General features: G+C 67.1%; 11 protein-coding genes and 1 pseudogene. 7 read left to right on the top strand and 5 right to left on the bottom strand.

Annotated features, from left to right (window positions below; all coding sequences use genetic code 11):
* Positions 1-58: 58 nt before the first annotated feature.
* Positions 59-2,869, top strand: a complete 2,811-nt coding sequence (locus tag AFM16_RS00185; protein ID WP_078631474.1) for a helix-turn-helix transcriptional regulator — start codon at positions 59-61, stop codon at positions 2,867-2,869.
* 129 nt (positions 2,870-2,998) lie between these two features.
* Positions 2,999-3,850 carry a sigma factor gene (locus AFM16_RS00190; protein ID WP_078631476.1) on the top strand — a complete coding sequence of 284 codons (852 nt, stop codon included), beginning with the start codon at positions 2,999-3,001 and terminating at the stop codon, positions 3,848-3,850.
* Between the two features lie 79 nt (positions 3,851-3,929).
* On the opposite strand, the pseudogene AFM16_RS00195 reads toward AFM16_RS00190, so the two are convergent.
* From AFM16_RS00195 to AFM16_RS00205, 3 genes and pseudogenes are all read right to left on the bottom strand, one after another.
* A pseudogene (locus AFM16_RS00195) lies at positions 3,930-4,951 on the bottom strand (DMT family protein).
* Positions 4,948-5,700: a phosphatase PAP2 family protein gene (locus AFM16_RS00200; protein WP_306293461.1), complete on the bottom strand. Its 753-nt coding sequence runs from the start codon at positions 5,698-5,700 to the stop codon at positions 4,948-4,950. Before AFM16_RS00200 ends, AFM16_RS00195 begins: the two are co-directional and overlap by 4 nt.
* A 490-nt stretch (positions 5,701-6,190) precedes the next feature.
* Complete coding sequence (locus tag AFM16_RS00205) at positions 6,191-7,396, bottom strand: NAD(P)/FAD-dependent oxidoreductase (protein WP_078631478.1); 1,206 nt, start codon at positions 7,394-7,396, stop codon at positions 6,191-6,193.
* 204 nt (positions 7,397-7,600) lie between these two features.
* Here AFM16_RS00205 and AFM16_RS00210 point away from each other — a divergent pair, with 204 nt between their 5' ends.
* The gene (locus AFM16_RS00210; protein ID WP_209313207.1) at positions 7,601-8,062 is read left to right on the top strand and encodes an RrF2 family transcriptional regulator; all 462 of its coding nucleotides are present in this window, start codon (positions 7,601-7,603) and stop codon (positions 8,060-8,062) included.
* A 114-nt stretch (positions 8,063-8,176) separates the two neighbouring features.
* Here the strand turns inward: AFM16_RS00210 and AFM16_RS00215 are convergent, their stop codons facing one another.
* Positions 8,177-8,908 carry an alpha/beta fold hydrolase gene (locus AFM16_RS00215; protein WP_078631480.1) on the bottom strand — a complete coding sequence of 244 codons (732 nt, stop codon included), beginning with the start codon at positions 8,906-8,908 and terminating at the stop codon, positions 8,177-8,179.
* A gap of 307 nt (positions 8,909-9,215) precedes the next feature.
* On the opposite strand from AFM16_RS00215, the gene AFM16_RS00220 reads away from it, so the two are divergent.
* From AFM16_RS00220 to AFM16_RS00230, 3 genes are all read left to right on the top strand, one after another.
* Positions 9,216-10,160: an SDR family oxidoreductase gene (locus tag AFM16_RS00220; protein WP_030797546.1), complete on the top strand. Its 945-nt coding sequence runs from the start codon at positions 9,216-9,218 to the stop codon at positions 10,158-10,160.
* A 50-nt stretch (positions 10,161-10,210) separates the two neighbouring features.
* On the top strand, positions 10,211-11,038 hold the full coding sequence (locus AFM16_RS00225; protein ID WP_030797544.1) for a helix-turn-helix transcriptional regulator: 828 nt from the start codon (positions 10,211-10,213) through the stop codon (positions 11,036-11,038).
* A gap of 156 nt (positions 11,039-11,194) precedes the next feature.
* Positions 11,195-11,668 carry a carboxymuconolactone decarboxylase family protein gene (locus AFM16_RS00230; protein ID WP_030797542.1) on the top strand — a complete coding sequence of 158 codons (474 nt, stop codon included), beginning with the start codon at positions 11,195-11,197 and terminating at the stop codon, positions 11,666-11,668.
* Between the two features lie 153 nt (positions 11,669-11,821).
* Here the strand turns inward: AFM16_RS00230 and AFM16_RS00235 are convergent, their stop codons facing one another.
* On the bottom strand, positions 11,822-12,808 hold the full coding sequence (locus AFM16_RS00235; protein WP_030797539.1) for an alpha/beta fold hydrolase: 987 nt from the start codon (positions 12,806-12,808) through the stop codon (positions 11,822-11,824).
* A 142-nt stretch (positions 12,809-12,950) separates the two neighbouring features.
* Between AFM16_RS00235 and AFM16_RS00240 the strand changes: the two genes are divergently transcribed.
* Positions 12,951-13,550 carry a helix-turn-helix domain-containing protein gene (locus tag AFM16_RS00240; RefSeq protein ID WP_030797537.1) on the top strand — a complete coding sequence of 200 codons (600 nt, stop codon included), beginning with the start codon at positions 12,951-12,953 and terminating at the stop codon, positions 13,548-13,550.
* Positions 13,551-13,835 lie beyond the last annotated feature (285 nt).

Raw genomic sequence — 13,835 nt, forward strand, 5'->3', positions numbered from 1 at the left:
GGATGGTCCCGCCCATCGCTTTGAGGGGCCGCCTCGGCATGACTAGGAGTAGAGCCATATGGCATCTAGCCCGCCTCCCATCCTGATTGGGCGGCAGCACGAGTGCGCGGTGCTCGATCAACTGCTGGCCGATCTACGCGAAGGCAACCCTCGTGTACGCGTAATCCGCGGCGAAGCCGGCATCGGCAAGTCTGTGCTCCTGGAGTACGCAGCCGACCAGGCGTCACGAGTGACGGTGACGCGAACACGGGGCTACGAGGCAGACATGGAGCTGCCCTACGCAAGCCTGCACCAGTTGTGTGCGCCGTTTCTTGCCGAAGTTGAAGCTCTGCCCGGGCCACAGCGCGATGCGCTGCGTGTGGCCTTCGGGATGACGTCTGGAGAACCGCCTCACCGCTTCCTGGTTGGGCTTGCTGTTTTGTCTCTACTCGCACGAGCGTCGGAAGCCCGTCCAGTACTGGTCCTCGTCGACGACGCACAGTGGCTGGACCAGGTCTCCCTACAGACGCTGGAGTTCGTTGCGCGACGGCTGCTCGCCGAGGCGGTCGCGATGATCTTCGCCGTACGCGACCCTGAGGGTGAGGCCTCACTCGTGGGCCTCCCAGAGCTGCGCGTCGGCGGCCTGGATGCGGTCGCAGCCGAAGATCTCCTCATGACCGCGGTTAACGGGCGGCTGGAGAAGCGGGTGAGGGACCGGTTCGTGGCAGAGATGCACGGCAACCCGCTCGCTCTGATCGAGTTCTCCCGCGGCCGGAACGCCGGCGAGTTGGCATATGGCTTGCAACCGGATTCGTCGGCCATGCAGAGAACGGTGTCGAGCCGCATCGAGCAGGACTTCGCCAGCCGGCTCGCTTCACTGCCGGAACCAACACGGATGCTGCTACTGATCGCCGCCGCAGAACCCCTCGGTGACGCGCGCTTGCTGTTTCGTGCCGCTGCTTCTTTGAAGATCACTCCTGATGCCGCCCCAGCCAAGGCGGCTGGGCTGATCGAGTTCGGCGAATCCGTTCGGTTTCGGCATCCCTTGGTCCGTTCGGCGGTCTACGACCAAGCCGATCCTGAAGAACGCCGAGCAGTACACGGAGCGCTGGCTGACGCCACGGACCCGGCTTTGGACCCGGACCGGCGTGCGTGGCATGCCGCACAAGCCGTCGATGAGGCCGACGAGGAAGTCGCCATGGGGTTGGAACAGGCGGCCGGCCGAGCGCGACAGCGCGGCGGCGTGGCCGCCGAGGCCGTACTGCTTCAACGTGCAGCCGAGCTGACGCCGACCCCTTGGGCACGGGGACGCCGAGCTCTCGCAGCAGCCGAGGCAAATTTTTCCGCGGCATCTCCAGACCGCGCCACCGAGCAGGCGACGTTGGCCGAGCTTTGCCCCCTCAGCCCCCTGGATCGCGCCCGGTTGGCGCGTCTGCGTGCAAGAATCCTGTTCGCCCGTAGCCGCAGCGACGAGGCGGCACCGCTTCTCCTGGACGCCGCCGCGCAGTTCGCAGGAGCGGCGTCGCCCTTGGCTCGGGAGACCTACCTCGAGGCCATAAGCGCGACCATTTTTGCGGGCAGGGTCCACGGTCCGGCAGGTGCTCGCGCCGCAGCAATCGCATCGCGCGGGTCTGGAGCGCCTCCCTCGGGGTCCAAAGCCGCTGACCTGTTGCTGAGCGGCGTGTCCGCTCTTCTCGCGGACGACTACGAGACAGGTGGCCCGGCATTGCGCCGTGCGCTGGAACCCCTTGCGAACGAGGAGCTGACCACCCGGGAAGCAACAGTGCGCTGGCTTCTGTCGGCTCCGGTCGCCCTGGAGGCGTTCATACACTACGCCTGGGACCTGAATGCCTGGGACACATTGTCTTCCCGTGCGGTACGTCTTGCTCGAGACATCGGAGCGCTTGGAGCGCTGCAACCGGCTCTGGTCTACGCCAGCGGCGTGCACATCCACACCGGCGACTTCGCCGAGGCAGCGCGGATGATCGATGAAGCCGACGCGATCGCGGCGGCGACCGGCCATGCACCTCACAAGTATGCAACGTTGGTCCTCGCCGCCTGGCGAGGTGACGAGGGCATTGCCGCCGACTTCATCAAAGACGCCAGAGCAAGCGCTGCACAACGTGGTGAAGTGTCCCTCCTAGGGGCAACCGGCTATATACAGGGCGTGCTGCTCAACGGCCTGGCTCGCTACGACGAGGCCTTGGCGGCCGCACGCTCGGGCGTCGAGCATGACGGATTCAACTTCTCTGGGTTGTCGTTGGTGGAACACATCGAGGCGGCGACCCGGTGTGGCGAGCTCGACCAGGCCCGCACCTCGCTAGGCCGGCTGATCGAGTTCACTCGCGCTGCCGATTCCGGGTGGGCCCGAGGCGTCACCGCGCGCAGTCAGGCATTGCTCACCGATGGTGATGAGGCGGATGACCTGTACAGGCTAGCCATCAAGGAGCTCACGCATGATCGTGTAGCCGTAGAAGCGGCTCGAACCCACCTGCTGTACGGCGAATGGCTGCGCCGAAGCCGCCACCGTTCGCTGGCTCGCGAGCACCTGCGCATGGCCCACGAGATGTTCGACACAATGGGGGCGAACGCGTTTGCCGAACGCGCTCGCCGCGAGCTGCTGGCGACTGGCGAGCATGTGCGGGCACGGAGCACCAAGCCGGTGACGGCTCTGACCCCTCAGGAGTCACAGATCGCCGCTCTCGCCGCCAAGGGCATGACGAATCCGAGTATCGGTGCGGAGCTGTTCATCAGCCCTCACACCGTGGAGTGGCATCTCAGGAAGGTGTACACGAAGCTTGGGATCAACTCGCGTCGTGCGCTTCCGGATGCGCTAGCAGTCGAATCACCTGCGGGCACAAGGAATGCAAGCGCGATGTCACCCACGTGAAACGGTGCGTAGGACCCACGGACTTGCCCCGGACTTGACCACGGACTCCCAGGGCGCGGTGAACCGTGCCGCGGACCGAGGGTGGAGCCATCGCCCTGTGCGGGCGCTGTCCACCAGAAGGAGTCCACAATGTTCGCGTGCAGCGGGGAGACGACGGCAATCCGAGTCGAGGGCGTCCGGGCGACCAAGGACGACATGGACCTGGCTCTCGACATCTTCTTGGCCCAGCGAGCGCGGCTGTTCCGCACTGCGTATCAGATCCTCGACGACGCCTCAAGAGCAGAAGACGTGGTCCAGGATGTGTGGGTGCGCTGGCAGCGCACCGACCGTGCACGGGTCGAGAACCCGGCAGCGTTCCTGACGACCGTCACGTCGCGGCTGGCGATCAACGTCATCCAGTCAGCGCGGCACCGCCACGAGGTCGCGAGCGAGTCTCACTTGAGAAATGTCACGGATCCGACCATCCAGGACCCCGTGCTGCGGGCCGAGCAAACGGTGGCGATCGAAGAGGCTTTGGCACGGCTCATGGCGAGGCTTACGCCAGATGGACTGGCCGCCTACGTCCTCCGTAAGGGCTTCGACTATGCCTATACCGATCTTGCGAGACTGCTTGACACCAGCGTCCCAAATGCACGGCAGTTGGTCCGGCGGGCCCAGGCCCGCCTCGATGCTGACGGCGGGAAACCGGTTCCCACTGAGTCGCATCGTCACCTGGTGGCGGCATTCAGAACTGCCGCGAACACCGGTGATTTGACGGGCCTCACACAGATACTTGCCCCTGAGAACCAGGGATCGCGCTTGCGGTCGTCAACTGCTGGATCGCGACATCAGGTTCACAACTCGATCCCCCAGGCTGTGGGACGCACTCCGCGCAATGCCGGAGTCGGTCCACCGGGTCGTCGTTCGGCCCGTGTAGCGATGCGGCAGCCTCTGCCTAGTCGTGAGTGCGAGTGGCATGAAGGAGACGCCTGCTTCGCGTGAGTGCGTGGTGGCCAAGGTCGCGCAGCAGGCGGGTCCCCAGCCTCTGGTCTGGCCAGTCGTCCGTACGAGGAGGGCGGCCTCACCAACTGAGTGGTCCGGCATCATGCCTGGGCGACGGCAGGCAGGTTGCCCGCCGTCGCCCGTGGCCTTGGGTGACTTCCCTGAAGAGCGCCTGAAGTTCGTACGCCGCCGATCCCGGCTCCAGGGCCGGCACCGCCGCAACCGAATGGTCCTTTACCGCCAGCGGATCCGTCGGGACGTGACCGCGCCCGCGTCCGCCGCCGGTTGCGGAGCCGACCGCGACAGGGTCACCACGCCCCAGCCCGCGACCGACGCTCCCGCCAGCGCGAGCAGGACTCCCGCCGCTCCGCCCTGGAGGCGCTCGCCGAGCAGTGACAGACCGATCGCGGCGGCGGCCAGCGGGTTGGCCAGCGTCACAACCGCCAACGGAGCACCTAGGCCTCCCTGATATGCGGTCTGCGACAGCAGCAGCCCGCCCGCCGCGAAGACCGCGACCAGCAGCGCCACCACGATCACCTGGGCACTCAGCAGCGGGCCCGTACGGTCCGTTGCGGCCACCGTCACGGTCTGGGTGAGGGCGGAGGCGACACCCGAGGCGAACCCGGAGGCCGTCGCGTGCCGGAGCCCCGGCCGCGCGCCGCGCGACAGGGCGCCGATGACCACGGCCGTCGTCCCGGCGACGGCCACCGCCTGAGGCAGGCTGAGCACGTCGTCGGGGGCGGGCCCGGACGCCGTGACGAGCAGCGCCGCGAGGCCGATGAAGGTGAGCGCCGTACCGCGCCACTCGACGGGGCTGACCCTGCGGCCGGCGACCCGTGCGCCGAGCGGGACGGCCGCGACCAGGGTGAGCGCGCCGAGAGGCTGCACCAGCGTGAGCGTTCCGTACTTGAGTGCGGCGACGTGCAGCAGCGCGGCCGAGGCGTTCAGCACCACCGACCACCACCAGGCGCCGTAGGCCAGCAGGCGCAGCGTGCCCGCGCCGGACGAGCGGGCGGCGAGCCGCTCCTGGGCGACGGCCGCGGCAGCGTACGCGACGGCGGAGAACAGCGACAGGACGATGGCGACAAGGGTCGGGTTCATCGCCCCGCCCCGACGAGTTCCGGCCGGTCCTGCGCGGGGACGCGGGCGCGGCCGTGCTCCTGGTCCCGGAGCGCGCTCGTCGCCGTACGGCGCGGCGCTCGTACCACGGCGAGCGCGATCCCCAGCAGCCCGGCGGCGACGACCGAGTCCAGCCAGTAGTGGTTCGCGGTACCCACGATCACCGTCAGGGTCAAAAGCGGATGCAGCAGCCACAGCCGGCGCCAGCGCGACCGGGTCGCGGCGATCAGCCCGATCGCGACCATCAGCGCCCAGCCGAAGTGCAGCGAGGGCATGGCGGCGAACTGGTTCGCCATCGCGTCCGTCGCAGGGTGCGCCCCATAGACCGAGGGCCCGTACACCTGGCCGGTGTCGAGCAGGCCGGACTCCGCGAGCAGCCGCGGCGGCGCGAGCGGGAAGATGAGGTGGCCGGCCAGGGCAGCGGCGGTGACCAGGGCGAGGACGCGGCGCGCCCACATGTAGTGCACGGGGCGGCGCAGATAGAGCCAGATCAGGAAGGCCGCGGTGGCCGGGAAGTGCACGGTCGCGTAGTAGGTGTTCGCGAGGCGCACCAGGGTGTCGCTGTGCAGCAGGGCGGTCTGTACGGCGCTCTCGCCCGGCAGGCGCAGGGTGCGCTCGGCGCCCCAGACGCGGTGCGCGTTGGCGAACGCCTCGACGGTGTGGCCGGTGGCCAACTGGCGGCCGACCTTGTAGACGAGGAGCAGGCCGACGACGAGCAGCAGCTCGCGCACGAGCGGCGGACGCGCCGCGGTGTCCCGGAGGTCCGGCCTCCCAGCCAGGTACGCGCGGGCGGGCGCCCACGCGACTGCGCGCGACGGCCTGGACACGGCTGGAGCGGCGTCGGCCGACTCCGGTTCCGGCGCCGACTCGGACGCGGATGCGGACGTGGATGACGCGGATGCGGATGCGGATGCGGAATCTGCAGGCTCGGTTCGGGAATCCATCCCCGGCCCCCTTGCTGACGATCGTGCGTGGGGTGGTGCGCGGTGAGCCCACGACAGGATTCGCTCGATGGCAGGTGGGCGGGAGTGGATCCTGTCCAAGGCTCATCGATACGACATGTGCGCCGACGCAAGTGTGACACTGGCAAAACCACACTGTCCCTCGGCCAATCGCCGCATCACTACGATGCGCTTCTGCGGATTCCATGCACAGAGGCCGGTCTGTCCAGGGGATACCGCCGGGACATCGACTCACGTGTCCCGGCGGAGGCTGCGACCGTCAGCCGTTGGAGAAGCGTCCGGCCTGGGCGAGTATCTGCTCAGGGTCGTCGACAGGCGGGTAGATCCAGAGCGCGTTGATGTTCTGCTTGAGCGCCTTGGCTTCTTCCCCCGTCATTGCGATCTTGCGGTCGCGGCCTTCGGTGAACACGGCGCCTGCGGGGCCGAGATCCAGACAGGTGGTATAGGGGTCGGGGGTGAACTGCAACGGAATGTTGCCCAAGAGGTCGGCTGTCACGTTGTGGCCGGCGAACTTGCCCATCGGCAGGGCATGCTGGCATGACTGCATCGTCGAGTAGCCGTCTTCCGCGGGGGCCAGGGCGGTGTCGCCGGCTGCGTAGACGTCCGGTACTCCCCTGACTCGAAGGTGAGCGTCCACCTGCAGTCGTCCGAGCCGGTCATGCTCGCCGGGTATCTGAGCGGTGAGCGGGCTTGCGGCGATACCAGCCGTCCATACGATGGTTGCGGCAGGGATCGTCTCGCCGTCCGAGAGGGTGAGGCTCGCGGACGTGGCCGATGCCACGGTGCGTCCCAGACGTCGTTCGATGTTCAGCCCACCGATCGCCTCGTCGATGACAGGGCGGGGATTCTCACCGAGTTCCGGGCCGACGACGTCCGCACGGTCGACCAGGAGGACGCGGACCTCGTCCCGTGAACCGTTGGGGGCGGCGATGGCGTGAAGCCGCTCGCCCAGTGCGGTGGCGATTTCCAGGCCGGTGAAGCCGGCGCCAACGACAACTGCGGTGTAGCGGCCCGGCGAGTAAGGCTGTTCTGGAAGTCTGCGGAGGTGGTTGCCGAGGGCGGCCGCAGCGGGAAGGGTGTCGACATCGAAGAGGTTGTCCGAGCCGGGGAAGTCGGGCCGTACGAGCTGGCTGCCGGTGGCGAGTACCAGCTTGTCGTATGTCAGGCTCAGCTCTTCACCCGTGCGCCCCACGGCGCGGACGGTGTGCGTGTCAGTGTCGATTCCGGTGACCGTCGCCGTGATGCGGCGGACGCCGATGGGGCCCAGTACGCGGTCGAGGGCTACCCGCATGCTTTCGGGTGCCTCCTCATAGAGGCGGGGGCGAATGACGAGGTCGTCACCACCGCTGACCAGTGTCACTCGCACATCTCTGCCGGCACTGCCTGCCTCGCGTGCGGCGCGCACGGCGCCTGCCGCGCTCCATACGCCGGCGAAGCCGCCGCCAATGATCAGGACGTCCTTCATGAAGTTCTCCGCTTTCGGTGATGCGTCGAGTCGTGTGACCTGGGCCGACGGGCTGTTGGGCCATTCGACCGACCCCAGCAATCATGGATACTAAATATCCTGGATATTTGATGTCAAGATCTTTTCCGGCAGGCGAGGGGTTGCCTGCGCTCAGGTGATCGGTACCGCCCTCAGTCCTGGACATGTAATGTCCGTAATATGCGAATGGCTAAGGGTGTCGAGTGGGCACTGCACACACTGTTGAACCTGGACATGGTCGGCGGCGGCCCTGTGGGCAGCGGTCAGCTCGCCGAGGCTCACGGCCTCTCCCCCTCATACCTCAACAAGCAGTTGCAGCAGCTTGCCCGTGCCGAGCTTGTGGTCTCTGTGCCCGGACCCCGTGGCGGCTTCAGTCTGGCCAAGCCACTGGAAACCATCACCCTTCTCGATGTCGTGGTGGCCATCGAAGGAGCAGCGGAACTCTTTCAGTGCACCGAGATCCGCTGCAGCGGAAAGATCGGCGAGCTGTCGCCACCCCCGAAGGGCGCATGCGCTGTCAGCGCGGCCATGCGCCGCGCGGAGCAGTCTTGGCACGATGCCCTCGCCGCGCAGAGCCTCGCTGATATCAAGGCGGATCTGGATCGTTCTCCGCTCGTCCGGCAGATCGTGCGGTCAGCCCTGACCTGAGCGGAACCGCATCGTGCAGGCTCTTCGTGCACCACCGGCGCCGGCGCACGTCACGACGAGCCGGGACGGCATCTGGGCCTCGATCTCATAGCGGCCCGCTGGTCGGACCGTGTCCTAGTCGTTGGGCTGCATCCAGTGACCTTCCAGGGCTGCGGCGACCTCGCCGGGCCTTTGCAGGACGGTCCAGTGGTTGCAGTCCAGCTTGACGACCTGCGACGCCCGCAACGCCGGCCCAAGCTTTTCGCCGAACTCGATCGGGACGGCTGGATCCAAGACTCCCCAGAACACGAGGGCCGGGGCAGTCACATGTGCCAGTCCTGGCTCCCACTCCTTGCCCACAGTCAGCGCTGAGCGGTAGAGCTTCAGGATACTGTCCTTCATCGGGCCGTCTATGTGGCTGACCATCTCTTCGGCCGATTCAATGGGCACATCGAAGCCCGCCACCAGGTCCTGTGCGAGGGACATGGGCTCCAACTCGTCCATGTACCGGTCACCTTCGACGGGATCCTGCCAGATCTGGGCCAAAGGATGCCAAATGTACTGGTCGCTGACCGGGCCGTTACCGCCTGCCCACGTACTGACGAGGTCTGGCCGCAGGGAGGCTACTCGCGCAGTGAGAATGCAGCCCCAGTCGTGCCCCACCAGGTCCACGGGCCCGCCCACCTCCTCCAGTCGTTCGATGAGCCAGGTGACGTACTCCTCTTTCGAACACTCGAAGCCGGGAGGAAGCGGTGCGCCGAAGCCGGGAAGGTCCCACGCCTCGACGTCCGTGCGGGTCAGATGGTGGCGTACACCATCCCAGACGCGGTGTGTGTCGGGAACGCCATATATCAAGATTGCTGGCACAGCTCGAATCCTTCGTGTGAAGCCTGTGTCACAGAGCAACCGCTACTGACCAGTACCTGACCGCCTCACCGCCGCCTGTGCCGGACTGCACATCCTGGACCTGGTACGGAAGATGCAACACGGAAATAGTGTTGAGGGCAAACCTTGTCACATACTAGACGGAGGCGAGTCGGTATCAGTGTCATCGGGGTGTACCTCACGCACCTCTGGCCAGGTTCTGTCCATCCAGGGTTCAGGAAGACATGGATCAGACCGCTCGGAGGGCGGACTCTTGATCTGTTGTATCCGACCCACCGGGAGCTTTGAGATGAAGAAGTTGTCTGCCGTGTCCGTGCCTGATCTGCACGGCAAGATCGCAGTGGTGACCGGCGCGAGCGACGGCATCGGACTCAGGCTGGCCGAACGGCTCGCCCTGGCCGGTGCAGAGGTTGTACTGCCCATGCGCAGTGCGACCAAGGGAGCCGCTGCTTTGGATCGGATCAGGGCTGCTGCTCCAGAAGCAAGAGTGTCCTCCCGGGTCCTCGACTTGTCGTCCTTGAGCTCCGTTGCAGCCCTTGCCGACACACTGCTGGCAGAGGGCAGGCCGATCAACCTCATGGTCAACAACGCTGGTGTGATGGCACCGGCCACTCGGCACGAATCTGTGGACGGATTCGAGCTGCAGTTCGCCACCAATCATCTGGGCCATATGGCACTCACTGGGCGCCTGATGCCCCTGCTGCGCGCAGGCAAGGCGCGTGTGACGACCGTGACAAGCAGCGCCGCACGCACCAGCAAGATCAATTGGGGTGATCTGGAGAGCGTCAAGAACTACTCACCGGTGCGCTCGTACGGGGCATCGAAGCTGGCCAATCTCCTCTTCGCCCTCGAACTGGATCGCCGTAGTCGAGTTGCTGCGTGGGGAGTCGTCAGCAATGCCGCTCACCCCGGCACCACGCTGACCAACCTCTACGCGTCCGGCCCCAACCTCGGCCGCGCCAAGCCTGCCCCCCACGAAGCGATCATGAAGCGTCTTGCGAAGTGGGGCATGTTCGTTCATTCCGCTGAGGCCGGCATGCTTCCGCCGTTGTTCGCGCTGACGAGCCCGCAGGCCAGAGGGGGAGTTCTCTACGGCCCTGACGGTTTCGGCCAGTTCACGGGCAGTCCTACTCAGCTTGCTCTCTACAAGTCTGCGCGCAGTGCGGCTGATGCTGAGCGATTGTGGCAGGTGTCTGAGCGTCTGACGGGCGTCTCATTCGAGGCCGCCGTGTGAAGGCCAGAGGTCTCATGACCATCCATTTGACGAGGAGAGCAGGCAACTAGATGGACAGAGCCGGATTGGCAGCCTTCCTGCGCACCCGGCGTGAGGCTCTTCAGCCGGAGGACGTAGGGCTCCCCCGCGGTCGGCGTCGGCGTACCGGTGGCCTACGTCGGGAGGAGGTGGCGGCACTGGCCGATATGTCAGCTGACTACTACAGCAGGATCGAGCAACCGCGCGGCCCGAACCCTTCAGAGCAGATGTTGGCAAGCATCGCCCGCGGCCTGCATCTGTCCTTGGAGCAGCGTGACCATCTGTTTCAACTTGCCGGCTACGCCGCTCCCAGAAGGGTGCGTCGCAGTGATCACATCAACCCGGGCCTCATGCGGATCCTCGACCGGCTGGAGGACACTCCTGCTCAAGTGGTCAATCAGGTGGGCGAGACGCTGAGGCAAACGCCTTTGGCGGTTGCCCTGCTGGGCGAGGAGACCGCTTTGACGGGGCGGGCCAAGAGTGCGCACTATCGGTGGTTCACCGATCCCGCCTCTCGCACCCTCTATCCCGAGAGTGATCACGCCAGGCAGAGTCAGTTGCTGGTGGCCGATCTCTGGGGTGCGTATGCGCGAGACGGCAAGGACTCCCTGGTCGCCGATCTCGTGGAGGCACTACGGGCGGAAAGCGCAGATTTTTCCCTGCGTTGGAATGAGCACCCCGTTCTTGGACCGTACTGCGGGCCCAAACGGTTCCTGCATCCGAAGGTGGGGCCGCTGGAACTGCACTGCCAGACGCTCGTCGACCCTGACCAGTCTCAGCGTCTGTTGGTGTTCACCGCGGAGCCCGGCACGGAAGATTACGCGACCCTCGAGCTCCTGTCAGTGGTTGGGCAGACATAAGGCGGACATCGTCCTGGGCAGCCACCGGAACCGCGAGGTCACGGCTTTCTGATGCCGAGCGGCGAAGCGGGTCCGGCGTCGAAGCGCCCCTTCGTGTCACGTTTCCATCGGCTCCGCGGTCAATAGTGCGTAACCGCATATCGGCTAGGAGCAGACATGGATTCGCGTCTCGACTACTTCGGCAACCCCCTCGCGGGCAAGGTGCTGAAGCACATCAACTCGGCGGGCAAGGTGGCCTCGGAGTCCGGGCTGCCGTTCGCCACGCAGGAGCTGGTGAAGATCCGTGCCAGCCAGATCAACGGGTGTGGCTTCTGCACGGACATGCACACCAAGGACGCCGCGGCCGGCGGGGAGACCCCGGATCGACTCAACCTGGTCGCTGCCTGGCGTGAAGCCACGGTCTTCACCGAGGCTGAGCGTGCGGCTCTGGAGCTCGCTGAGCAGGGCACACGGATCGCCGACGCCGCAAGTGGCGTCACCGACGAAGCATGGGCGAACGCCGCGAACCACTACGACAACGAGCAGCTCGTCGCGCTCATCTCGCTCATCGCGATCATCAACGCGTACAACCGCATCAACGTGATCAACCAGCAGCCTGCCGGCAGCTACCAGCCCGGCCAGTTCGGCTGACGGAAGGCATCTGGCGCATCGGCCAGGCACATACGGTCCGTCTCCACGTCCCCGGCCCCTCGGCGTGGAGACGGACTTTCCAGCAGGCGCCATACGCGCCCTCGGCGCGGTCACCCCAAACGCCCCCCAAGCAGCCCGGCCAGCCCGCCTGGTTCAGTCCTGGAGGGTGGCGAGCCAGTCGGTCAGCAGGCTGTTGACCTCGTTGGGGCGTTCCTGCTGGATCCAGTGGCCGCAGCCGTCCAAGAGGTAGGAGGCGGACAGGGCGGGGAGAGTGGTGGGGTAGGCGTCGATGGCGTCAGCCATCCAGGTGGTGGATGCGTCCAGTGCGCCGCCGACGAACAGGGACGGCTGTTTGATCGGGGCTCCGCGGTGGGGTGCGAGGTCTTCCCAGTCGCGGTCCATGTTGCGGTAACGGTTGAGAGCGCCGGTCAGGCCGGTGCGCTCGAACTCCCCGGCGTAGACGTCGAGGTCGTCCTCGCTCAGCCAGGCCGGGAGAACCCCGGCGGGGAAGCGGTCGCGCAGCCGGCCGCCGCGGGTGACGAAGTGAGGGTCGGGTTCGCCCTCGGCCGGCATGGTGTCGGCGGACAGGGCTGCGTAGAAGCCGGCGAGCCAGCCTCGGATGTCGGGCTCGATCTCCGCCTCGGCACGGCCGGGCTCCTGGAAGTAGGAGACGTAGAACTCCTGCTCGGGGCCGCCGATCTGGCCGAAGACATCGGTGGGGCGGGGACCGCCGGGCGGTGCGTACGGGACACTCAGCAGGCCGACGGCGCGGAAGACCTCGGGGTGCAGCAGGGCGGAGGCGGCGGCGATGTTGGAGCCCCAGTCGTGGCCGATGAGTACCGCGTTCTCCTCGCCGAGGGCGCGCACGACGGCGGCGTTGTCCTCCACCAGGTCGAGCATGCGGTATCCGTCGGTCGCCTGCGGCTTGGAGGAGCGGCCGTAGCCGCGTACGTCGATCGCCACCGCCCGGTAGCCGGCCGCGGCGAGGGCCGGGAGTTGGTGGCGCCAGGAGTACCAGGACTCGGGGAAACCGTGCACGAGCAGGACCAGCGGGCCGGTGCCCTGCTCGACCAGGTGCAGGCGTCCGGCCGGGGCCTCGACGGTGCGATGGCGGAGCTCGGCGGTCGGCTCGGGCTGCATGGGCTTCTCCTCGGTTCGCGGGCGGCCGGCGGGTACCCATCGATCATGCGGCGCGGCGGCCCCTCGGCGCGATCAGCGTTGCCATTCTGGCAAGATCACAGGACAGAGCGCTGGATCGGCACAGCAAGAAGGAGCGGGAAGGGTGGCAGTCGACGACGTGGACGGCACGCTGGCCGCGATGGGGCCCCGGTTGCGGGCCGCGCGCGAGCACTACGGAGCGACGCTCGCCGGTGTCAGCTTCGCGACCGGCATCTCGACCAGCACGCTGTCCCGGATCGAGACCGGTCGGCGCAAGCCCACCCTGGAGGTGCTGCTGCACCTGTCGAAGGAATACGGCGTCTCCCTGGACGAGCTGGCCGGCACCGCGCCCGGCACCGGGGCCGAGCCGCGTGCTACGACGCCGCTGAGCTTCGGCGACGGCAAGGCGGTGCTGCCGCTGACCCGGTACGTCGGCGGCCTGCACGCCCACAAGCACGTCCTGCCCGCCCTCGAGAACCCGCCCGCGCGGCCCCGTCAGGTCTCCCACGACGGCCATGAGTGGCTGTGCGTCCTGTACGGGCGGCTGTGGCTCGCCCTCGGCGGCCAGGACCTCGTCCTGACGCCCGGGGATGTCGTCGAGTTCGACACCCGCACCCCGCACGGGGTGGCGAACGCCAGCCCCGGTGGACCGGTCGAGTACCTGATCATGTTCGGACCCCAGGGCGAGCGTCCACGGCCGCGCGTCTGGTCGTCGAGGAACTGATGGCAGGAAGGCTGCGGAACGAGTACTTGTGACGAGCCGCGTGCCGCGCTGGTGAGGCGCAACGAGCGAGGTCAATCACGTTCTCAGGAGCCTCGTTGGTCGTCCGTCCTGCCGCGATCGACCTGCCGCACGGACCGGACGCTCTTGGCGTCAGTTGCCCAACGACTTCGCACCTTGGCCCACCGTGTACGGGCACTTCACCTGGCGGCACGACGACGGCGCGGTCGAGCGGATCCACGATGCCCTCCGCGGCCAGGTCCGCCAAGCCGATGACCGCAACGCTGA

It is taken from the genome of Streptomyces antibioticus, assembly GCF_002019855.1.
In the GTDB taxonomy this organism is placed as follows: domain Bacteria; phylum Actinomycetota; class Actinomycetes; order Streptomycetales; family Streptomycetaceae; genus Streptomyces; species Streptomyces antibioticus_B.